This is a genomic window from Mesohalobacter halotolerans, from assembly GCF_006120725.1.
Classification (GTDB): Bacteria; Bacteroidota; Bacteroidia; order Flavobacteriales; family Flavobacteriaceae; genus Psychroflexus; species Psychroflexus halotolerans.
In genome coordinates this window covers 585,025-607,857 of record NZ_SWMU01000002.1, presented here as the reverse complement: position 1 = coordinate 607,857, position 22,833 = coordinate 585,025, and the positions used below count along the sequence as shown (strand labels likewise).

Genomic DNA, 22,833 nt, shown 5'->3' with positions numbered 1-22,833 from the left:
ATGGTGTTGACGGCCAAGATGGTGAAGATGGTGTAGGCATTACTTCAACAACAGATAATAATGATGGTACATTTACCTTAAACTTTAGTGATGGCTCTACTTTTACTACAGCAGACCTCACTGGACCGCAAGGCGCTACAGGACCAACTGGCCCAACTGGACCGCAAGGACCAATTGGTATTCCTGGTAACGATGGTGTTGACGGCCAAGATGGTGAAGATGGTGTAGGCATTACTTCAACAACAGATAATAATGATGGTACATTTACCTTAAACTTTAGTGATGGTAGTAGTTTTACCACAACAGACCTCACTGGACCACAAGGAGCAACCGGCCCAACTGGACCGCAAGGACCAATTGGTATTCCTGGTAACGATGGTGTTGACGGCCAAGATGGTGAAGACGGTGTAGGTATTACTTCAACCACAGATAATAATGATGGAACTTTTACTTTAAACTTTAGTGATGGTAGTAGTTTTACCACAACAGACCTCACTGGACCACAAGGAGCAACTGGTCAAGATGGTCAAGACGGCGTAGGCATTACTTCAACAACAGATAATGGTGATGGTACCTTTACCTTAAACTTTAGTGATGGCTCTACATTTACCACTGCTGACCTAACTGGTGAACAAGGACCTACTGGACCAGCCGGTCCTACCGGACCACAAGGACCGATGGGAAATCCAGGAAATGATGGCCAGGATGGAGCTGATGGTCAAGACGGTGTAGGCATTACTTCAACAACAGATAATGGTGATGGAACTTTTACTTTAAACTTTAGTGATGGTAGTAGTTTTACCACAACAGACCTCACTGGACCACAAGGAGCAACTGGTCAAGATGGTCAAGACGGCGTAGGCATTACTTCAACCACAGATAATAATGATGGTACCTTTACCTTAAACTTTAGTGATGGCTCTACTTTTACTACATCAGATCTCACTGGACCACAAGGCGCAACTGGTCCAACTGGACCGCAAGGACCGATAGGTAATCCTGGCAACGATGGCGTTGACGGTCAAGACGGTGAAGATGGTGTAGGCATTACTTCAACAACAGATAATAATGATGGAACCTTTACCTTAAACTTTAGTGATGGCAGTAGTTTTACCACAACAGACCTCACTGGACCACAAGGACCGGCAGGTAACATTGAAAGCTTAACATCTGGGTCTATATTAGTAGGCGATACAGGAAATGCACCAACAGCAGTCTCATTGTCTGGTGATGCGACATTAGCCAATGACGGCGCTTTAACTATAAGCAATGATGCCATTAATACAAGTAAGATACAAGACGCAAGCGTCACAGACGCTAAGCTAGACAAAAATAACATACCTTTAAGCGGGTTTGCAGACGCCACAGACAATGTTAATATGGGGACGAACCAATTAAAAAACCTGGCAGACCCCACTGATGATCAGGATGCTGTTACAAAGTCTTATGCTGAGCAACTAATGTATACCAAGGCAGAAGTTGATGCAATCGTTGCAAAAATTCAGAACCAAACTATTGGTTCTTATCCAGAAGGAACGGTACACTGCGACTCAAATAATCCTACTGAAGTGGTTGATGTTTTCAATCCCGTCACAGGTCAAATCTGGATGGACAGGAACCTTGGCGCGAGCCAGGTGGCAACCAGCAGTACCGATGCCGCTGCTTACGGTGATCTATACCAATGGGGAAGAGGCGCTGATGGACATCAATGTAGAGACTCTGGAACTACTTCTACCCTGAGCAGCTCTGACCAGCCAGGTCATGGAGATTTTATTACCAATGGCAGTAATCAATTTGACTGGCGCAGCCCACAAAACGATAATTTGTGGCAGGGCGTAAATGGGGTGAACAATCCATGCCCAAGTGGCTATCGTTTGCCAACCGAAGCAGAATTGGATGCTGAACGCGAGAGTTGGAGTAGCAACAACAGCGCAGGAGCCTTTGCCTCCCCGCTTAAATTGCCCATGGCGGGCTACCGCCGCAAAAACAATGCTTTGCTCTACGGTGTTGGTACCTCCGGCGACTATTGGAGCAGTACGGTTATCAGCGCCAATCCACGCGGCCTCTACTTCTTCAGCGTTGCCGGCATGGATAACTTCTACCGAGCGGACGGCTTCTCTGTGCGTTGCCTCAAGGATTAACCCTGAGCGAAGCTTTAGCGGAGTCGAAGAGTGATTAGCGGAGCGATTTGATTGATTTTTACACTGAGCGATAGCCGAAGTGTGACACTTTATCCTGCCATTCCGCTTTTTCAGCGGATGGCAGGATTTTATAACCGCGACTTGTGCTGAGCATTGTCGAAGTAAGCGGTTTTTTTTTTTCAGAATAGTGATATGACAATAGCAGAAAAAGTAACCCAAAGTGCAAACAGCACTCTATTTACACTCTACAAAGAAGGCTTATTTTATAAGTGCTACAATGAAGATGCTATGCTATTTTTGCAGAAAGTAAAGGAATATAAGGTGAGTTCTAAGTACGTTAAAGCAACTGTATCAAAAGTTTATAGTATAGGTTTTCCTACAAGCGAGGTTGATAAAGTGAAGTTTAAAACGTTCAGTTTTCAAGTCTTTTTTGTTATTTAGGAATTAAATTCCTAATTTTACAAAATGAATCAACTTCAACGTCATATTGCTCCAAAGATACTCGAAGCTCTACAAAAGTTTCCTATTATCGGTATTATGGGTCCTAGACAATCGGGGAAAACAACCCTTTGCCAAATGCTAAAACCTACATATACTTATGTAAATTTAGAGGATATTTCTTTACGAAGTTTTGCTAAAAATGATCCAAAAGGATTTCTAGAAACATATAAAAATGGTGTTATTATTGATGAAATTCAATATGTGCCCGAACTGTTTTCCTATTTACAAGTATATACAGACCAGCGCCAAATTAATGGAGAGTACTTAATTACAGGTTCACAGCACTTTTCATTGTCTCAGCATATTTCTCAATCGCTCGCAGGTAGAATATCGCTTTTTCACCTTTTGCCTTTGTCGCTTACAGAACTCAAACAGGGCCATTACAATTGTGATAATTGGGAAGATTATGTGGTTAATGGTGCGTATCCACGCAAGTGGATAAATGATATTGATCCCGTTGAATATTATGGAAATTACTTGAATACCTACATCGAACGCGATGTAAGAATGCTTAAAAATATTATGAACCTTGATTTATTTCAGAAATTCATAAAACTTTTAGCAGGGAGAATAGGACAGCTTTTCAACCAAAGTAGCTTAGGTAATGAACTGGGATTAGACAATAAAACCATCAATTCATGGATGTCGCTCTTAGAAGCTTCGTTTATAGCCTTTCGCCTATCTCCCTATCATACAAACTTCAACAAACGCATTGTTAAAACTCCGAAAGTTTATTTTTACGACACCGGTTTACTAGCCTATTTATTAGGGATTCGATCGGCAGAAGATGTCAAGGTTCATTTTGCAAAAGGACAGCTCTTTGAAAATTTCATCATTTTAGAGAAAGTAAAGAGCACTTTTAATTACAAAACCCATGAAAGCTATTATTTTTGGCGAGATTCTTCAGGCAACGAAGTAGATTTATTGATTGAAGATGGCACTAAATTACAGGCTGTTGAAATTAAATCTTCTAAAACAATACACACCGATTTTTTTAAAAATCTAAAGCAATTTTCAAAAGTTAAGTCTTCAGTGATTCCTTTTTTAGTTTATGGCGGTCATGAATATCAAAAAAGAACAAATGGGACTGTACTTGGATTTAAGCAATTAAATAGAATGTAATCAAATTGAAAAAAGAGAGTTATGAATAAATTTAGTTATATCTTAATTTTACTGTTATACCCCGTTTGGGGATTTAGCCAAACAGTAAGCGGAAACCTTTCCTTGCTAGCCAAACAGTCAATTAAACTCGAAGGCTTTAACGGTCTTAAAACCTATCTTATTTCATCTTCCAACATCGATGAAAATGGAAATTTTAATCTCAGCTATTCAAAAACAGATCATGGCGTTGGCTACGTAATGTCAGCAGATGAAAAACCACTTTTTGTGATTTTAAGTGGCGAAGACATTGAAATTATGGGGGAAGCTTTAAGCCAACCCGAAACGATCAAAATAATAAAAGGCCAAGAGAATAAATGGTTTGAGCAGTACGCTGAGGAGCAACCTAAACGAGAACAAGCATTAACTGCTTGGGCGTATTTAGAAAAAATGTATCTGGCAAATGAAGAATTTAAAACCCATACCAAAGCAAAACAAGCCATACGAGAAGAGCAACAACACCTGAAAGCCAAAGACGATAATTTTATAGCATCTTTACCTGAGGACAGTTACGTCCGCTGGTTTTTACCTACACGTAAACTAGTGAGCAATGTTTCAACCATTGCCCAGTACAGACCTAAAGAAATACCGGAGACTATAGCGGCTTTTAGAGCCCTTGATTATACTGATAAACGCTTATATAAGAGCGGTCTGTTTAAAGACGCGATAGACAATCACTTTTGGTTGTTAGAGAATAGTGGCCAGCCTTTAGACCAGGTGTTTGAGTCTATGAAAGTCTCCATAGATGCCATGTTTGAGAAGTTAGTCTTTGATGAAGAGAAACTCAACATCGTGACTAACCATTTGTTTGATTTACTAGAAAAACACAGTCTATTTGAAGCCTCAGAATATTTAGCCCTTAAAGCCTTAAATGAAACCAGTTGTACCTTAAATAGTGATTTAGCCAAACAGTTGGAGAGCTACCGCGCCATGAAAAAAGGGAAAACAGCTCCGGATATCAGGTTTACTAAAAATACGATATTTCCTAATCAATCGATTGAAAAGTTAAGTGACTTGCAAAGTCCTTATACGCTTGTAGTTTTCGGCGCCAGTTGGTGTTCTAAGTGTCAGGAAGAAATCCCTGAGCTAGCTCAATATTATAACAGCTGGAGACAGGAAGGTGTTGAATTGGTGTTAGTTTCTTTAGATGAAAATGAAACAGATTACAAGAGTTTTACAAAAGACTTTCCATTTATAAGTACTACAGATTATAAAAAATGGGATGGGCAAATTGTTAGTGATTACTATGTGTTTTCAACCCCAACGATGTATCTATTGGATAATGAAAGGGAAATACTCTTAAGACCCAACTCCATAGAGCAAATGAAGGCCTGGGTAGATTGGTATCTGGTGAAGGGGAATAAATAGTATAGTGCATCATTGTTTAAATTAAAGCATTGAAAATACCACAGATTTACGATAACCAATCAGATAATGAATGAAGAGATAAAGCAGATCAGATAAAACATAAATTACACTGTAAGGCAATAGTGAAATTCCTTTAAAAACAATATAAATAAAAATGTAAATGACTTTAGTCAAGTGTTTATTTTGCTACAAAGATATGTATATTTGGCACTCACAAGTTTTAGGAATATGCAAGAAATTTCATTGGTCACCATCATCATTATTATCGCGAATGTGCTAATGTCATACAAAGGGTTTAATGACCATTCTTTTTTTCATAGTTACAGTTTTAAAATAGGGCCAATACATCAGGGTGAGCGACTACGTGTGCTGACTTCAGCGTTTCTACATGTTAATCCGACTCACTTGTTTGTCAATATGTTAACCTTGTATTTTTTTGCTAATTCTGTAATTGCCTTTCTGGGTGTGAGTGGATTTATTGGCGTATACGTAGGAAGTTTGCTTTTGGGAAATTTACTGTCGCTTTATTTTCATAAAGATGACCCTCAATATACTGCAGTTGGGGCAAGTGGTGCAGTAGTTGGGGTGTTGTATGCCTCTATCTTATTACGACCGGATATGATGTTAGGGTTATTCTTTTTTATTCCTTTACCGGCTTATGTGTTTGGTATCGGATACTTGCTGTATTCGATATGGGCGATGAAACGCGGTCAGGATAACATTGGTCATGATGCGCACTTTGGTGGTGCTATGGGTGGTTTTTTTATTACTATTATATTATCTCCTTGGGTTTTGAGGGAACATTTTTTGATGGTAGTCTTGCTCACAATTCCAATAGTGTTGCTTTTTGTTTTGAAAAAGCTAGGAAAACTTTAAATAAGAAATTACTTCAAAAATTTAAAAGTAAAAGGGTAGTGGATTGGCGCTTTATTGGAAGCATTTACAGCGTTAACAATAGGCATGACTAGACCTAAAATACCTAAAATGATTAATCCTACTATACCGACAATAATAAATATCAAAGGCACGCAAATGATAGCTAAAATGATTAAACTGATTTGAAAATTAATGATAGCTTTACCGTGTTCATCCAAATCATTAATCTCATTTTTTTGTGTAGCCCAAATAATTAAAGGAACGATTAAACCTCCAAAGCCAGTCATGACTGTTAAGAGTTGACTTAGGTGAGTAATTACTAACAATTGGTTGTCTTCACGTTTATTTTTATTGATGACTTCCATAAATAATAGATTTACTTATAAGACTAAAAGATTTAATATTTGTTACAATATTTATATCGTTTTATTTAAATATTTACTTTTTTTTGTATGGATTTGGCTTGTATAGTACTCATTAAAGCATGAATCATTACCATTAAAATAACAATTTTAAATAATAGGCCTCTTATTATTGCATTAATGTCTATCACAGCATTAAAACCCCAATATGAAATGATTAATATCAAAGAAATAACAATAGAGATTATGGGTGATTTAAAGGTTAAAAATCCAAACCCTATAAATAATAACCCAAAAATCATAGGCGGTACAAAATATAATGGTGAAAATGCTTCAAAAGTTAACATAAAATACACACCACTAAGTACAAAATAACCACCGATTATCCATAAGGCAATACGTGCTCTTTTAAGTTTCGTTTTAGCTTCTTTGAGTGTTGATTTTTTAAGGATAAGTTGACCAATAAACTTTGATTGTTCCTCAGATGTGGCCTCAAAGGAATAACCACAAGATGAACAGCCTTTTATATCCGTTTGACCATTGGATTTACAAGCCGGACATGATAGGGTTTCAGACATGATAGTTTGTCATAGATTGTAAATTTTATCTTCTCAAATATATCTAAAAATTTATATTTAAAAAATTACCTTTGTAAAGTAATATTGAATCATGATACTTGACGAAACTATAGTTGCTTTAGCCACACCTTCAGGATCTGGAGCTATAGCAGTAATCCGTGTTTCTGGACCACAGTCTATTGAAGTTGTCAATTCTTTATTTCAATCAAAAAGTGGTAAACCCTTAAAAGATCAAAGTTCACATACGTTACAACTTGGAAAAATTTTAGATGACCAAAAAATAATAGACGAAGTTCTAGTCAGTGTGTTTAAAGGAAAACGTTCTTATACCGGGGAACCCAGTGTGGAAATCTCCTGCCATGGTTCACCTTTTATTCAACAACAACTCTTACAACTGCTGAACCGTAAAGGCTGCCGTACGGCAAAGCCCGGCGAATTTACCATGCGCGCATTTCTCAATGGTAAAATGGATTTAAGCCAAGCTGAAGCCGTAGCTGATCTCATTGCGAGTGACAACGAAGCTTCACACCAGATTGCGATGCAACAAATGCGAGGTGGATTTGCAAATCAGCTCAAAGATTTACGTCAGCAATTACTGGATTTTGCCTCTTTGATCGAGTTGGAACTCGACTTTTCTGAGGAAGATGTTGAATTTGCAAACCGTGATCAATTTCAACAACTGGTGACCGAGATTCAAACCACTTTAACTCAGCTTATTGATTCTTATGCGATTGGGAATGTGATTAAAAAAGGTATTCCCGTGGCGATTGTCGGCGAACCCAACGTGGGGAAGTCCACTTTACTAAATGCTCTACTCAACGAAGAACGCGCCATTGTCTCCGACATTGCCGGAACGACTAGAGATACAATAGAAGATGAGTTGGCGATTAAAGGTATTGGATTCCGATTTATAGACACGGCAGGAATTCGGGAAACAGATGACGAGATCGAAGGTTTAGGTATCAAAAAAACCTTTGAAAAAATTGAACAGTCGCAATTGGTTATCAAGCTGTTTGATGCGTCTTTGGTAAAAAACAATCAAAGCCAACTCAAGCATATTGTCAAGGAAATTGACAAAATAAAAAGCCGATTCCCTAACAAACCGCTAATCATTTTAGCAAACAAATCTGACAACGTTAGCAAAGCAACCCGAGACTATATCAAACAACAACTCCCTGAGGTCAAATTTATTTCTGCCAAGACCAAAGCTGGTGTAGAAACCCTTAAAGACAAATTGGTCAGTTATGTGGATACCGGACGCTTAGACAATCAAGATACCATCATTACCAACAGCCGTCATTACAACAGTTTGCTTAGTGCACTTGAAGAAATGAATCATGTACAGGACGGTTTAAATGCGGGACTAACCGGCGATTTATTGGCCATTGATATTCGTCAGGCCCTTTATCATTTTGGAGAAATTACCGGCGAAGTGACTAATGATGAACTTTTGGGTAATATTTTTGCTAATTTCTGTATCGGTAAGTGAGACTTATCTTTTCATTGATTTTGGCAGTATTAAGAGTTTATTTAACTTGTTTTATAACTTCCTCACAAAATAGTTGCAACCATAAATCTGGATTAATTTTAAATTTTTTAATATTATTTAACTATTATTAAGCAAAAAAAAAAAAATAAATCCTTTAATTGATAAAAAAAAATTTGTTATGAAATTAAAAAATGTATTACCAAAATTAATTCTGTTATCGATTTTTGCAGTCTTTGTAACTGCCTGTAGTAGCGATGACGATAATGGAGATGGTTATGGAAACGGTGTATCGCCTACAGAAAAATCAAAGACTTATAACTTAGGTAGTGTTGGTGGAAGTTCAGTGTCTGGAACAGCCACTTTTATAGAAATGAACGACAATTCCATCACTGTAGAGTTAGATTTAGACGGAACACCTGATTATGGTGAACATCCAGCCCATATTCACGTCAATTCTGTCGCAGAGACAGGTGGAGTTGCTAGAAGTCTAACCCCTGTAGATGGTTCAACTGGAAAGAGTTCAACTAATTTCTCTACTTTAGATGATGGTTCATCTATTTCTTATGACGATTTACTTGACTACGATGGGCACATCAATGTACATCTAAGTTCAACTGATTTAAGCACTATTGTAGCCCAAGTTGATATTGGGGGTAATGAATTAACAGGAACTTCTAAAACATATACCCTAGAAGAGGCAGATGTTGCAGGTATAAGCGGAACTGCCAAATTTGAAGAACGAGTCAATGGTACCGCTTTATTAACGGTAACCCTAGAAGGTACTGAAGCTGGTAATGAACATCCCTCACATATTCATGCAAATGATGTCGCTACAGGTGGAGAGTCCATTGTAGATTTAACGGCTGTTGATGGAGGTACTGGAATAGCCATGACACACATTGCAGAATTTAATGATGGAAATTCACTAAGCTATAACGACATTTTAACTCTTGACGCTCACATCAATGTACATCTTAGTGGAACTGAAATGAGCACATATATTGCTGAAGGAAATATAGGATCCAATGAAGGACAGACACAAACTGTTGACTATGATGTTACTGCTAGTGGATCATCTGCATATACCTTTAATGGTGGTGGTCTCACTAATGCATCAAACCCAGATCTTTCACTTGAAAGGGGTAAAACATACACCTTTACTGTTGACGCACCTTCGCATCCATTTTATATAAATACTGTAAATACAACAGGGTCAAATGACGCATATACTAGTGGGGTGACAAACAATGGTGTTTCTAGTGGAACAATTACTTTTACAGTGCCTACTGATGCACCTGATACATTATATTATAACTGTGAATTTCATAGTGCAATGAATGGAACCATTAATATAACTGAATAAACAAGGCTTAATTAAAGAAGTTTTGTTTTAAAGTGCAGTATTTGTTAATAATCAAATATTTATGAGAATAATGGCTATAAAAAATTGCTGAAGATAACTCTGTATAGCGTTTATTTTTTTGACGTTGATGCTCAAGATTTAAAGACTTTTTATGCAGCGCGATTAAGTGATAAACTTGTTTAGCAATAGTTGTATTGCAGTTTTTTGCACCATATGGTAGAAGCTCTAGTCCTATTGAAGCTTTAAATGCAAATTACTTAGGGACACTACATAGCTTTTTAAGTTTTGTATATATTATACACAAAATACCTAGTGCAAAATTTTGTTGATTAAGAATAGGGAAACCTGCATAAAAAAGCGGTCCAATTTTTTCTTGAGAATGAAGATTAAATGAAAAACAAATAAATAATAATTCGCTCCCATTCAGTTAATATGGGTTTTTATTTAAAAGAAAGATGTATATACTTGTCTGTACTTATCTAAATAAACAAAGCCACTTAAAAATAAAGTGTTTTTGTAAGAATAGAATGTATTGAATTATATTTAAATCTCCATAATGTCCCATGGTCCTTAGATATACTTTTATTAAACTTTACTGAAAGTTTTTGTTTTTCAATATTACTATTTGCCATTAATTTTACGTCAGTTCGTTAATTTTGGTAAGTTAAGATGATATATTTTTTTCTGTCGGTTTCATTCGTGTTGTTTGTTTTTTCATTTGCTTGTAACTGCTAAATAATACATTTTATAAAAAAGTGTCCAATTTAGACTACTCTATAAGGTCTAAAGAAAGATGGAAAAAAGTTTTTTTGGGTGTTTGGACGAGTTTATATCCTTATATTAGAGTATTGTTCTTTAGTAATTACATAATGACTGTGTTTTTTCTCCTTTTTTGCGCTAATACTGTTGTTTATTTGAGAAGCGTGTTCTTCTCTAAAAGTTGAAATCTCTTGGAAAGCTTTTGAAAAGTTGTTCGAAGATTGGAGGAGGTTCGAAATGATAAAGCATTAATCTTGCTTTTCAATGCAACCAGAAGTGAAAGTGTATTTACCACAGCTGGACCAGTAAGGACAGCCAGTACAGAAAGTATTCCCGTGCCTTCTGAATACCTGAAGAAGATGTAGATGTATCCTTAGCAATTATCTCAGAAAATGTTTCTAAAGTAGCGGAGAGCTCTTATTTAGGTACTGTAATAGTTGCTTAATAGCAATTGACGTTCTCTTAAAAAACCGTCCTCATTTGGGGCGTTTTATCTTTACACCAGAAAATTTTTCTATCTTTAGTTCTTAATTAGCTATAAATTAACGTTTTTTGTTGCTTATTCTTGTCTATTTATAGCTAATCAATTGATAATCATTACCATATTATGTTTTGTATCGGGAAATAGATAGAAATGAACAATTCAAATCAATTATGGATGAAAAAAGCAATTGCTCAAGCCAGGCTTGGAAAAACTCCTTTTGGGGCGGTTTTGGTAGAATCTGAAACCAATTACGTGGTTGCCCATAATACCACATCAACCGATGGTCCTCAAGCTCATGCGGAGTTAAATGCAATTCAACAGATGAAAACTTTGGAATTTAAAGACCCACGAGAGTTAAAACTATACACCACGGTCGAGCCTTGCCCAATGTGTATGTCGGCTTTGGTTTGGGCTGGGATAGGGCATTTAATATATGGTGCAACTATTGATGATGCTGCTCAAATTGGGCATCAAATTCATATTAGTAGTCATCATATTGCTGATAAAGCTTGGTATCCAATTCAAATCACATCAGAAGTTAAACGTTACGAATGCTTAAAATTATTTTAAAACTTAATGTTATGAGTTAAATACGCGAACTAAATATTTGTATATTAATTTATTTAAAACTTAATGGGTAAAACCATAGCTAAACCACAAGTTATGAAGCATGTTTCGAGAAGAATTAAAAATCTTAAAATTATTTATTATAATTTTGAAATTTCTAAGACAAGTTAATGAAGAACTTTAGAAATAAGTACTTTGATATTTCAAAACCTGTTTTTATACCGGCAGCGATAATCACCTTCTTATTTGTTAGTTTAACAATAATTTTCAACGATAAAGCCGAAGCGGGATTTGCAAGTTTTCAGGCATATATGTCAGATAATTTTGGCTGGGTAATTTCATTAGGTATCAATTATTTCTTAATATTAGTACTTTATCTGGCTTTTAGTAAACTTGGTAAGATTAGAATAGGCGGAAAAGATGCTAAACCTAGCTTCAACAAATTTTCCTGGGTAGCCATGTTGTTTTCTGCGGGAATGGGCATAGGTTTGGTTTACTTCAGTGTGGCAGAACCTATGTTGCATTTCAACAACCCTATAGTCGAGAACGCCACAGATATTGAAAAATCCAACCTTGCGATGCGTAATACCTTTTTTCATTACGGTTTTCATGTTTGGGGTATTTACATGTTACTAGGTATTGCTCTGGCTTATTTTACTTTTAATAAAAATTCTTCACTATCATTAAAATCGACTTTAATACCACTATTTGGTCAATGCATGAATACCTGGCCGGGCTATCTCATCGATGTTATTGCAGTTCTAGCCACACTTTTTGGACTTGCTACTTCATTAGGATTTGGAGCAATGCAATTCAGTGCTGGTATATCTGAATATTATAGTGTAGAAAATTCAAATACATTACAAGTTATCTCTATTATTGGTATCACTCTAATTGCGACAATTTCTGTTGTTACGGGTCTAAATAAAGGGTTGAAATATTTAAGTAATGCCAATATTATCATAGCACTCGCTGTATTTTTCTTTGTTTTATTTTTAGGCAGTACAGTTCGTCTTATTGACGGATTTGTAGAAAATTTAGGAACCTATTTAACTGAATTTGTACAACTTAGTTTATATCGTAATCTCCATGCGACCTCTGATAATTGGTTTACGGGCTGGTCCATGTTTTATTGGGTTTGGTGGATTTCATGGTCGCCTTTTGTTGGTACCTTTGTAGCCCGAATTTCTAAAGGTAGAACCATTAGAGAGATTGCGATTTATGGATTAATCGTGCCTTCTCTTTTTTCATTTTTATGGATGTCTGTTCTTGGAGGAACAGCTTTAAACTTGCAATTAGACGGTGGTTTGGATATCGCATCTATTGTAGCCCAAGACAGTTCTATGGGACTTTTTAAAATGTTAGAGACTTTGCCATTTTACAAAATTTCTGCTTTTTTGTGCATTGTTTTAGTTGGTACTTTTTTCATTACCTCATCAGATAGTGGATCTTTGGTTGTCGACTTAATGACTTCTGGTGGTAAATTGAATGCTCCTAAAGGACAGAAAGTATTTTGGGCATTCATGGAAGGCGCTATTGCTATCGCGCTATTAGTTGGTGGTGGACTAACAGCTCTTCAATCGGCCTCAATTTCTACAGGTTTTCCTTTTGCAATAATTCTGGTGTTTGTCAGTTTTTCTTTGATTAAAAGTTTAAGGAAAGATGAACAGGTACAAGGCCAATAATTCAATTTCTAAGATGTATTTCATCATTTAGTAATACAGGATTAGCCTTTTGACATCTTTTAATTCTTCGAGAAGGTGTAAACTTAAACCAAATAGCCATCTTATCTTCTTTAAATTTCGCTGGTAAATCGACCGGGTCTAAAAATGCTGTTTGATTACTTTTCTGTAATTTGATAATATAAGGGCAATTACTCTTTTTATCAAATGCTATGATTATTCCTTTTTTAAATCCATCTGCAATCATTTTTTTTGCCTTTTCAGTTGCTGCGTCATTTTCTGTTTTTGGATTTTTTGTGCTGTTGCAAGACACAAACATTAAAAATAGCATTAATGTCATGGGCTTTAGTAAATTGATCATAGATTTTATTTAACTCTTGTCAAGTTACAAATAAATTAAAAATGGATTATACTTTATCTAATTTGTATAAATAAATAGTAAAACCAATTCAATTTTCAATTATATAAATATTATTTTTCAATCATCAGATATTCAGAATATTATAGATTTTTAAGTTGAGGTATTTAAAATCTATTGAACTAGGCTAGTGTTAAATCAATTTAGGTTATTAGTTTTATTATTTAAATATGATATTTTAAAATAACCTCTAATATGAAATTTAAATTTAGCTTAGTGTTCTTTTTACTTGGTATGTTGTCTATTGTCCATGCTCAAGAGAAAAAATATCCCCCAGTTTATGTAGGTACTGCAGATGAATTGACTCAAGTTCCTTCACTTTCTTCTAAAATGGATGAATTAACACCTTCAACAGTTAAACCTCCAAAAGAAGCACAAGATGGTCGATCGTATAGAATAAAAAGAAACATCATACCTGGTAAAGGAAGACAAGCCGATGAGTTGTCTAAAGACCCTCATCGTCTGAGCCAAAAAATACCCGGAAAGGCTCCTGATTTGGTATGGACTGCAGCACTTTCAAACTCTCAGCCTACTGACCCAACATTGGCTGTAGGCCCTAACCACGTATTTGTAGTATTTAATACAGGTTTTGCTATATACGATAAAGATGGGAACACTTTAGTTCCTCAAACTTCACCTAGCCCAGCCATTTTTCCCTCTTCGGGTTGTTGTGACCTTACCGTATCTTATGATCCAGTTGCAACATCTGCATCTAACCCAACACCAGGAAGATGGGTTTTAACATTTCTTGGCGGTGGCGCACAGATTGCTGTCTCAGATGGTCCAGATCCAGTAACTGCCGGTTGGAATGTTTATACCATTAATACCATTAGTGATTATCAAAAATTATCGGTATGGAGTGATGGTTATTATGTGTCTGATCAATCAAGCGGAAATAGAATGTACGCTATGGAGCGTCAAGCCATGCTTGATGGTGACGCACCATCAAATGTATCTATTCAAGGCTTTACTTTACCCAACTTTAATAATCAAGGCTTTGCGAGTGTTCAGGCATTAAATATTTCTGATGATCAGTATCCAGGTCCTGGAAATGCAACAGTAGTATTTTTTCAAGACGATGCTTATGCCGGTCAGTCAGATGATAGTATTAAGTTTTGGGATTTAGATGTAGATTTTGATACACCATCCAACTCTACTATTTCTACACCTCAGGAGATTGTGGTGTCGCCATTTACTTCAATTTTTGACGGGACTTCATTTGCTAATTTAACACAGCCCAATGGTGGTGCAGATATTGATGCTTTACAGGGCATTATAATGAACCAAGCTCAGTACAAAAAATTTCCAACTTATGAGAGTGCTATTTTTAATTTTGTGATAGACATTGATCCAAGTGGAGGTGAGCAGGCTGCAATACGCTGGTACGAATTCAGGCGTAATAGCCCAACCGATCCTTGGACGATGGAGCAAGAAGGAACGTTTTCAGACCCCAATGGAAGACACTATTGGCATGGTAGCATGATAATGGATACTCAAGGAAATATTGGAATGGGTTTCTCTGTATTAGGTAATGCTGCAACAGGTAATGGAACAGCCAATGAATTTGTGTCTAGCTATTACACAGGAAGATTATCAAGCGACCCAAGTGGTACTATGACTATCGCGCCTCAATTGATAGCATCTGGAGCAGGTAATATACCAAGTTTACGGTATGGAGATTACAGTAAAATTGATATAGATCCGTCTGATTATAAAAGAATGTATTACATAAACGAATTAATGTTTCCTGGACGTAGTAATGTCGTTGGTCGTTTTCAGATTGCTCCAAATTTCAACACAGATGCGGGTATAGTAGATATCATAGAACCTGAAGATGGAGACTTGTCAGGTCTTCAAGATGTGACAGTAACAGTCAGAAATTTTGGTTTAAATACAATATCCAATGTGCCTGTAAGTTATTCGGTTGATGGTGGTACACCTATTACTGATGTTGTTCCTGGTCCAATAGCTTCTGGAGCTACAGTTGATTTTACATTTGCAATGCAAGCCGTTTTATCTGTTGTAGGACAAACCTATTCGATTGAATCATCTACGGCATTATCTGGCGATGAAGATCCCTCTAATGATAGTACAGTAAAAGACGTAACTCACCTAGAACCTAACGACACAGGGGTAACTTCAATAATAGATCCATCGTCTGGAAGTGGCTTATCAATTAATGAAAATGTGACGATTGAAATTTCTAATTTTGGTAGTGCTACTCAAACAAGTATTCCCGTATTTTATAGTGTAAATGGTGGAACTCCGGTTCAGGAAACCTATACGGGATCTATTGCTCTTGGAAATACTGATACCTATACTTTTTCACAACAAGCAGACTTGTCTGGACTTGGGACTTACGATTTTATAGCTGGAACAGAGTTACCTACAGATGCAGATACAACAAATGATGACATTACAAAAACTGTAAATAATACAAGTTGTATTCCAGAAAGTAATTGTGATGATTTTAATGATGGTGTTACACAAATACAACTTGCAGATCAGGACATCATTACAAATTGCTCGGACACTGGCTATAGCGATGATACCAATATCGTATTTTCTTTCAATTTTGCTGATAATCCATTTTCAGGAACGCTTCAAATGGGGTTTGATGATTCTGAATTTGCGTTATGGATAGACTTTAATGACAACGGTATATTTGAATCTAATGAATTAGTCGCTAATGATTTTGTTCAAAATGCCGGTACGGACTTTAATTTTACAGTAAACTTTAATGATTTTCCCAATGCTACTGAAGGAATTCACTTGATGCGTCTCAGAGGTGAAGACCAGAGCACCTCAGGTGATGTTACAGACCCCTGTGATGATTTGGCTTTTGGTAGAACAAATGATTATACGGCTGATATTACAAGTTTAGGAACCAATGATAATACATTTTCAGATGGCAGTGAATTAATTCTTGTCGATGAGGGCAGAGACCAATTTCAAGTATTACTAAATACTTCTAAAGTCACTAATACGCTATTACTCTCTGTTTATGATATAAATGGAAAACAATTGTTGCAATACCCATTAGATAATGAGACCGGAAATGGATATGAATATAATCTAGACATGTCACACGTTTCGTCTGGAGTGTATCTCGTTCGCTTGAGAGATGAAAATTACTCTAGCACAAAACGTCTTATTGTAAAATAAGTATAACTATAATTTGACTAAAAAAGAAGAGGAAGTTGCGTTAGCTACTTCCTCTTTTTAGTTTGAAATACTTTCAGGGCTTATTGGTATGATCCAAGTAAAATAACAATATTGTAATTTTGAGTATGTCCAAAATAAAATTGATCAAAGAATTAATCTAATATCACGGCATCAATCGCTTTTTCTTTAACCAATAAATTTAATTTAGGAATGTCTTTTTGTTGAATGTGCTGCCATTTTGCCAATTCATCATTTATTTTAGCCGTTACTTCTTTCTTAAATGCTTTGCTTTGTTCCGTTGGTGCAAAGTCACTCATGCCTTCAAGTGAATTTAAGTGGGCTAATTTATTTGTCAATTTTATAGGATAATTCAGAGGATCTTGTCTGCTTTCGTTTTTAGTTTGATAAAGTGCTGTTTCGATATCTGAAATTTTATCCTTTATTGTTTTAGCTTGTTCTATCAGGTCTTTCATATTCTCATCAGACTTTAGCCGATCTGTTAGTTGATTTATTTGGTCTTTGACTGATCGCATTTTGGCAATAGCCTCATGGGCTTCAGAGACCTTAAGTCGAACTTTCATTAAAAAATCAAATTTAGCCTGCATGTCGTCAAGCGACATTGAAGATCGAGGATCTTTTAAAATATCAAATTCACGTTCCATGGTTTCTCCATTGACAGTCATTTTAACTTTATAATTTCCGGGTAGAGCTTCAGGTCCCTGCATACTGGCCCACCATAGAATCATACCATCAAATTTACTTGCTGGAGGATAACGCATATCCCATACAAAACGGTTGCCACCAGACTTTATATCTTTTAGTTTTACTTCTTTTTTATCTTCATCAGGTTGGGTATCAAACGCACGTATGAGATCGCCTTTATTATCCTTAAATTCTATTCTCACTTTTGTAGAATCGGTAACTTCTTTCATATAGTATGATACCATAACTCCACCGGGATGATTCTGCCCAGATGTTCTTGAGGGTTGACTAGAACCACCATCCATTTTATAACTTGGCATTGGCATGTACAAATAAAAATCACTGCTTGCCACATCATCACTTAACTGATGTAAAGGGGTCAAGTCATCAATTATCCATAGACTTCTACCTTGTGTAGCTGCTATAAGATTGTCATTTTTTATAGCTAAATCTGTGATAGGCACAATGGGTAAATTCAGTTGAAAAGTCGACCAGTTTTTTCCATCATCAAATGATATATACATTCCGGTTTCAGTTCCGGCATAAAGCAAACCTTTTCGTTTTGGGTCAGCTCTAACAACTCTAGTGAAATGATTATTCTTAATGCCATTTGTAATTTTTGTCCAGGTCTTACCATAGTCTTCAGTTTTGAACAAATAGGGTTTGTAATCTCCAAGTTTGTAACGAGTACCTGCAACATAAGCACCACCTGGAGTAAAAGGATCTGGATCTATGCTATTGATCATCATCCATTTCGGCATTTTTTTTGGAGTTACATCGTTCCAGGTTTTACCACCATCTTTAGTAACATGAATTAAACCATCATCTGAGCCGGTCCATATTAAACCTTCTTCATAAGGTGATTCTGTTGCAGCAAAGATGGTGCAATAATACTCAACGCCTGTATTATCTTGTGTAATAGGGCCACCTGAAGATTTTTGTTTAGAAGGGTCATCTCTGGTAAGATCAGGACTTATAATTTCCCAAGACTCACCGCCATTTGTTGTCACATGCAAGTGGTTGGACGCTGTGTAAAGTTTATCAGGATTGTGGGGTGAAAAAAACAATGGGAAATTCCACTGAAATCGATATTTCATACCTTCTGCACCGTAACCCATAGGGTTATCAGGCCAAACATTGACAGCACGCACTTCATTTGTCTCGTGGTTATATTGGGTAAGAAAACCACCGTAACTTCCACCGTAGACTATTTCAGGGTTTTTAGGGTGTGGAGCGATATGAGCACTCTCTCCGCCAGCAGTAGGCTCCCAGTCGTTTTCATCAATGAAGTTACCAGATGTGCGATGTTTAATTCTAACCGTAGTATTGTCTTGCTGAGCTGCATAAATACGGTAGGGAAAAGCATTGTCTGTAGTAACTCGGTAAAATTGTGCAGTTGGTTGATTGTGATAGGTCGACCAGTTTTCTCCGCCATCAAAAGATACTTGAGCACCACCATCATCGGCCATAATTATTCGATTGGGATCTTCGGGCGCAATCCACATATCGTGGTGGTCACCATGCGGCGCACGAGCTGACTTAAACGTTTTTCCACCGTCTGTAGATTTGTGATAATTGACATTGACAACATACACAACATTCTCATCTTGTGTATCGGCATAAATCCGCGTATAATACCAAGCCCGTTGTCGTAATGCACGGCTGTCGTTTATTTTTTTCCAGGATTTTCCAGCATTATCAGAGCGGAACACACCACCATCATCAGCTTCAACGATTGCCCAGACGCGTTCTGGATTTGCAGGTGAAACCGTTACACCAATAATGCCTAAAGTACCATCAGCCATACCTTCATTATTTGATAACTTTTTCCATGAGTTTCCACCATCTTTACTTTTCCACAAATCAGAGCCTTCGCCACCGCTTTCTAAGCTATAAGGTGTTCGTCGTATTCGCCATGTGGATGCATACAGAATCCGAGGGTTGGTAGGGTCAAAAGTTAAATCTACAGCACCGGCATCAGCATTGGCAAATAAAATGCGCTCCCAGCTTTCGCCACCATCGAGACTTCTGTACACACCACGTTCTTCTGAAGACTTGTAGAGATCACCCATAACAGCTGCATAAACAATATCCGGATTTTTAGGATGAATGCGAATTCTCGATATATGACGGGCGTTTTCTAGACCTACAGACTTCCATGTTTTACCGGCGTCAACAGATTTCCAGACTCCGTAACCATAAGAAACATTACCGCGTACGGTTTTTTCACCACCGCCAACATAAATGACGTTATTATCCCATTCTGAAACAGCTATAGCCCCAATAGAGCCACCAAAATAACCATCTGATATGTTGGCCCAAGTTTGACCTCCGTCTTGTGTACGCCAAACACCACCGCCGGAAGCACCAAAATAGTATAGGTTGGGTTTACCGGAAACACCCGTAACAGCAGAAGATCGTCCGCCGCGATAAGGGCCGATATTTCTCCAGGTTATAGCATCCTTATAAAGCGACTCACTAAATTTTTTAGCTCCGTTTTTGTAGTTTCTTTTCTGTGCTTGAACGTCTGTTGGGATTAACAAAATCACGCAGCAAAAAAATGAAAATATTAAGGGTATAAGTTTCATAGGTCTAATATTATTTGAATGATTTTACCAAATATAATTACAAATAATGGTTTTAGTTCGTGTTTTTTTTATTCATATTGCAAAATATTTAATACTCATTAAAATTAGTGTACGGTATCATGTTTTTTAAATTTTTTAAAGCTAAAGGTGATGAAGTATAGGTTTATGTGTTGTATTTATTTCGGTTTTATATGGATAAGTTTAAGTCAAACCGTATCTGTTTTTGACCATAAAACACAAAAACCATTAGAAGGTGTAAGCCTAATAAGTAAAAATCCTAAAGCATCTGCCACTACGAACTCCGAAGGTAAAGCTGATATTTCAGAATTTAAGGGTTCTAAACATATAAAAGTGAGATTAGTGGGATACACAACAATGTATCTTAAATATGAAAAAATTGTAGAAAAAAATTTTAAAATTAGTTTGAATGCATTTGGTTTCAATCTTGATGAAGTTGTAGTCTCTGCAACACGATGGCAACAGTCCTCGAGTAATGTACCCTCAAAAATTGTCTCCATATCGTCAAAAGACGTGAAATTGCAAAACCCACAAACTACCGCTGATTTGCTTGGCATATCTGGAAAAGTTTTTGTTCAAAAAAGCCAGCAAGGTGGTGGAAGTCCAATGATAAGAGGTTTTGCGGCAAATCGACTTGTTTATACTGTAGATGGTGTAAGGATGAATACTGCAATTTTTAGAGGTGGTAATTTACAAAATGTAATTAATCTCGATCCATTTGCTATAGAAAATACTGAAGTGCTTTTTGGTCCTGGATCAGTGATTTATGGGAGTGATGCGATTGGAGGTGTGATGAGTTTTCAAACCTTGACACCAAAATTATCAACTACTAAAAAACCTGTATTTTCAGGAAATGCTGTCACCCGATTTTCCTCTGCAAATACAGAACAAACTGGACATCTTGATGTTAATTTAGGGTGGAAAAAATGGGCTTTTGCTACAAGTTTTAGTTCTTGGGACTTCGATCATCTAAGACAAGGCAGTCATGGACCGGAAGACTATATAAAAAATATATATCCTCATCGTCAAAATGGTACAGATGTCACCATTGAACAGGATGATGAGCTTCTGCAGATTCCTTCAGCTTATTCACAAGTAAATTTAATGCAGAAAATAAGGTTTAAACCTAACTCAAACTGGAATTTTGAATATGGTTTTCATTACTCCAAAACTTCAACTTATGGGAGATATGATAGGCATAACAGGACAACAAATGGGAATCTTCGTTATGCTGAATGGAATTACGGCCCACAGCAGTGGCTGATGAATAATTTAATTATAACACATGGACAGGCTAATAGTTTTTACGAAAAGGTGACTTTACGTCTCGCACAGCAATCTTTTGAAGAAAGCCGTATTGATAGAAATTTTAATGATAATCAGCGCAGAACCAGACGAGAAAATGTCGAGGCCTATTCAATCAATCTCGATTTTATCAAAAATATTGGTAAGACGCATAAGCTATTTTATGGTGTCGAGTATATCCTAAATGATGTTAATTCTAAGGGTACACAAAAAAATATAACAAATGGAATCATTACAGACGTTGCTGATCGCTATCCACAAGCAAAATGGAATTCTTTAGCGGTTTATGTCAATGATGAATGGATGTTAAAAGACAAACTTAGCCTACAAGTCGGCTTGAGATACAATCATTTTGGGTTAGAAGCAGATTTTACTAAAAACTTAGATTTTTTCCCTTTTAATTTTAGTAAGGCTGAACTTAATAATGGGTCTTTGACAGGGAGTCTTGGCGCCGTTTACCGACCCAACCCAAAAATGACTATCAGAGCCAATTTTGGAACAGCCTTTCGCTCGCCAAATGTAGATGATATCGGAAAGGTTTTCGATTCTGAACCAGGTTCGGTTGTGTTGCCAAATCCCAATTTAGATGCAGAATATGCTTACAACTTTGATTTTGGTATTGCAAAAGTATTTGGCAATCGGTTAAAGCTGGACTTCACAGGTTTTTATACGCTTCTCGATAATGCTTTAGTGCGTCGTAACTTTCAGCTTAATGGAGAAGATTTTATAGAATACGATGGTGAGTTAAGTCAAATACAAGCAATACAGAATGCCGCTGAAGCCTATGTTTACGGAATACAATTTGGTCTTGAAGCAAAACTAGTTGATAAGCTGACATTATTTACAGATCTTAATTATCAAATTGGTGAAGAAGAACTAGATGATGGAAGTCAAGGTTCTGCTAGACATGCAGCACCATTTTTTGGGATTAGCCGATTGCGGTATAAATTTTTAAATGATTTTATTTTAGAATTAAATGCCCATTATCAAGGCGAACAAAGTTTTAAGGATTTAGCTATAAGTGAGCGTTCCAAAGATGAAATATATGCTAAGGATGACAATGGAAATAACTATGCTCCGGCTTGGTATACGCTTAACCTGAAAGCACAATATAGATTTAATAACAGAATTGTGTTAAGTGGCGGAATTGAAAACTTTACTGATCAACGCTATAGACCATATAGTTCGGGAATTTCAGGACCGGGTATAAATTTTGTTTTTGCATTAAACTTTAGGTTTTAAAAACAGTCTCACTTTCAACTATAATTCAACATTTCAATTAATTCATGCCATAAATGAATAGAAAAAT

At 36.5% G+C, this 22,833-nt stretch carries 15 protein-coding genes and 1 pseudogene; 12 read left to right on the top strand and 4 right to left on the bottom strand.

Features of this window, described 5'->3' with window-relative positions; genetic code table 11:
• The 5 genes and pseudogenes from FCN74_RS07290 to FCN74_RS07270 form a co-directional block, all read left to right on the top strand.
• Positions 1-2,141 (top strand): annotated as a pseudogene (locus FCN74_RS07290) (FISUMP domain-containing protein); the annotation flags it as partial.
• A 192-nt stretch (positions 2,142-2,333) separates the two neighbouring features.
• The gene (locus tag FCN74_RS07285) at positions 2,334-2,582 is read left to right on the top strand and encodes a hypothetical protein (protein WP_138931922.1); all 249 of its coding nucleotides are present in this window, start codon (positions 2,334-2,336) and stop codon (positions 2,580-2,582) included.
• Between the two features lie 24 nt (positions 2,583-2,606).
• The gene (locus FCN74_RS07280) at positions 2,607-3,764 is read left to right on the top strand and encodes an ATP-binding protein (protein WP_138931921.1); all 1,158 of its coding nucleotides are present in this window, start codon (positions 2,607-2,609) and stop codon (positions 3,762-3,764) included.
• A 21-nt stretch (positions 3,765-3,785) separates the two neighbouring features.
• Positions 3,786-5,168 carry a TlpA family protein disulfide reductase gene (locus FCN74_RS07275; protein WP_138931920.1) on the top strand — a complete coding sequence of 461 codons (1,383 nt, stop codon included), beginning with the start codon at positions 3,786-3,788 and terminating at the stop codon, positions 5,166-5,168.
• A 228-nt stretch (positions 5,169-5,396) separates the two neighbouring features.
• A complete protein-coding gene (locus FCN74_RS07270) occupies positions 5,397-6,044 on the top strand; it encodes a rhomboid family intramembrane serine protease (protein ID WP_138931919.1) in 648 nt (215 codons plus the stop codon).
• An 8-nt stretch (positions 6,045-6,052) separates the two neighbouring features.
• Here FCN74_RS07270 and FCN74_RS07265 read toward each other — a convergent pair whose 3' ends face one another.
• Positions 6,053-6,409 carry a DUF4870 domain-containing protein gene (locus FCN74_RS07265; RefSeq protein ID WP_138931918.1) on the bottom strand — a complete coding sequence of 119 codons (357 nt, stop codon included), beginning with the start codon at positions 6,407-6,409 and terminating at the stop codon, positions 6,053-6,055.
• Positions 6,410-6,474: 65 nt separating this feature from the next.
• Positions 6,475-6,984: a hypothetical protein gene (locus FCN74_RS07260; RefSeq protein WP_138931917.1), complete on the bottom strand. Its 510-nt coding sequence runs from the start codon at positions 6,982-6,984 to the stop codon at positions 6,475-6,477.
• A gap of 91 nt (positions 6,985-7,075) precedes the next feature.
• On the opposite strand from FCN74_RS07260, the gene mnmE reads away from it, so the two are divergent.
• From mnmE to FCN74_RS07240, 5 genes are all read left to right on the top strand, one after another.
• Complete coding sequence (gene mnmE, locus FCN74_RS07255; RefSeq protein WP_138931916.1) at positions 7,076-8,473, top strand: tRNA uridine-5-carboxymethylaminomethyl(34) synthesis GTPase MnmE; 1,398 nt, start codon at positions 7,076-7,078, stop codon at positions 8,471-8,473.
• 178 nt (positions 8,474-8,651) lie between these two features.
• Positions 8,652-9,836, top strand: a complete 1,185-nt coding sequence (locus FCN74_RS07250) for a hypothetical protein (protein ID WP_138931915.1) — start codon at positions 8,652-8,654, stop codon at positions 9,834-9,836.
• A 980-nt stretch (positions 9,837-10,816) separates the two neighbouring features.
• On the top strand, positions 10,817-10,960 hold the full coding sequence (locus tag FCN74_RS12220) for a DUF6266 family protein (protein WP_262710026.1): 144 nt from the start codon (positions 10,817-10,819) through the stop codon (positions 10,958-10,960).
• Between the two features lie 269 nt (positions 10,961-11,229).
• Positions 11,230-11,649, top strand: a complete 420-nt coding sequence (locus tag FCN74_RS07245) for a nucleoside deaminase (protein ID WP_138931914.1) — start codon at positions 11,230-11,232, stop codon at positions 11,647-11,649.
• A gap of 167 nt (positions 11,650-11,816) precedes the next feature.
• Complete coding sequence (locus FCN74_RS07240; protein WP_138931913.1) at positions 11,817-13,331, top strand: BCCT family transporter; 1,515 nt, start codon at positions 11,817-11,819, stop codon at positions 13,329-13,331.
• Between the two features lies 1 nt (position 13,332).
• Here the strand turns inward: FCN74_RS07240 and FCN74_RS07235 are convergent, their stop codons facing one another.
• Positions 13,333-13,689, bottom strand: coding sequence for a hypothetical protein (locus FCN74_RS07235; protein ID WP_138931912.1), 357 nt, complete (start codon positions 13,687-13,689; stop codon positions 13,333-13,335).
• Positions 13,690-13,941: 252 nt separating this feature from the next.
• Between FCN74_RS07235 and FCN74_RS07230 the strand changes: the two genes are divergently transcribed.
• Positions 13,942-16,911 carry a T9SS type A sorting domain-containing protein gene (locus tag FCN74_RS07230; RefSeq protein ID WP_138931911.1) on the top strand — a complete coding sequence of 990 codons (2,970 nt, stop codon included), beginning with the start codon at positions 13,942-13,944 and terminating at the stop codon, positions 16,909-16,911.
• A gap of 152 nt (positions 16,912-17,063) precedes the next feature.
• Here the strand turns inward: FCN74_RS07230 and FCN74_RS07225 are convergent, their stop codons facing one another.
• Positions 17,064-20,201, bottom strand: a complete 3,138-nt coding sequence (locus FCN74_RS07225; protein ID WP_138931910.1) for a WD40/YVTN/BNR-like repeat-containing protein — start codon at positions 20,199-20,201, stop codon at positions 17,064-17,066.
• A 150-nt stretch (positions 20,202-20,351) separates the two neighbouring features.
• Between FCN74_RS07225 and FCN74_RS07220 the strand changes: the two genes are divergently transcribed.
• Complete coding sequence (locus FCN74_RS07220) at positions 20,352-22,766, top strand: TonB-dependent receptor (protein WP_138931909.1); 2,415 nt, start codon at positions 20,352-20,354, stop codon at positions 22,764-22,766.
• The last annotated feature ends 67 nt before the right edge of the window (positions 22,767-22,833 follow it).

What these genes read in the sequence shown, in the direction of transcription:
- mnmE (WP_138931916.1), top strand. Translation starts at nt 7,076, where the DNA reads ATGATACTTGACGAAACTATAGTTGCTTTAGCCACACCTTCAGGATCT.
- FCN74_RS07230 (WP_138931911.1), top strand. Translation starts at nt 13,942, where the DNA reads ATGAAATTTAAATTTAGCTTAGTGTTCTTTTTACTTGGTATGTTGTCT.
- FCN74_RS07275 (WP_138931920.1), top strand. Translation starts at nt 3,786, where the DNA reads ATGAATAAATTTAGTTATATCTTAATTTTACTGTTATACCCCGTTTGG.
- FCN74_RS07280 (WP_138931921.1), top strand. Translation starts at nt 2,607, where the DNA reads ATGAATCAACTTCAACGTCATATTGCTCCAAAGATACTCGAAGCTCTA.
- FCN74_RS07240 (WP_138931913.1), top strand. Translation starts at nt 11,817, where the DNA reads ATGAAGAACTTTAGAAATAAGTACTTTGATATTTCAAAACCTGTTTTT.
- FCN74_RS07285 (WP_138931922.1), top strand. Translation starts at nt 2,334, where the DNA reads ATGACAATAGCAGAAAAAGTAACCCAAAGTGCAAACAGCACTCTATTT.
- FCN74_RS07220 (WP_138931909.1), top strand. Translation starts at nt 20,352, where the DNA reads ATGAAGTATAGGTTTATGTGTTGTATTTATTTCGGTTTTATATGGATA.
- FCN74_RS07270 (WP_138931919.1), top strand. Translation starts at nt 5,397, where the DNA reads ATGCAAGAAATTTCATTGGTCACCATCATCATTATTATCGCGAATGTG.
- FCN74_RS07235 (WP_138931912.1), bottom strand. Translation starts at nt 13,689, where the DNA reads ATGATCAATTTACTAAAGCCCATGACATTAATGCTATTTTTAATGTTT.
- FCN74_RS07265 (WP_138931918.1), bottom strand. Translation starts at nt 6,409, where the DNA reads ATGGAAGTCATCAATAAAAATAAACGTGAAGACAACCAATTGTTAGTA.
- FCN74_RS07260 (WP_138931917.1), bottom strand. Translation starts at nt 6,984, where the DNA reads ATGTCTGAAACCCTATCATGTCCGGCTTGTAAATCCAATGGTCAAACG.
- FCN74_RS07250 (WP_138931915.1), top strand. Translation starts at nt 8,652, where the DNA reads ATGAAATTAAAAAATGTATTACCAAAATTAATTCTGTTATCGATTTTT.
- FCN74_RS07245 (WP_138931914.1), top strand. Translation starts at nt 11,230, where the DNA reads ATGAACAATTCAAATCAATTATGGATGAAAAAAGCAATTGCTCAAGCC.
- FCN74_RS07225 (WP_138931910.1), bottom strand. Translation starts at nt 20,201, where the DNA reads ATGAAACTTATACCCTTAATATTTTCATTTTTTTGCTGCGTGATTTTG.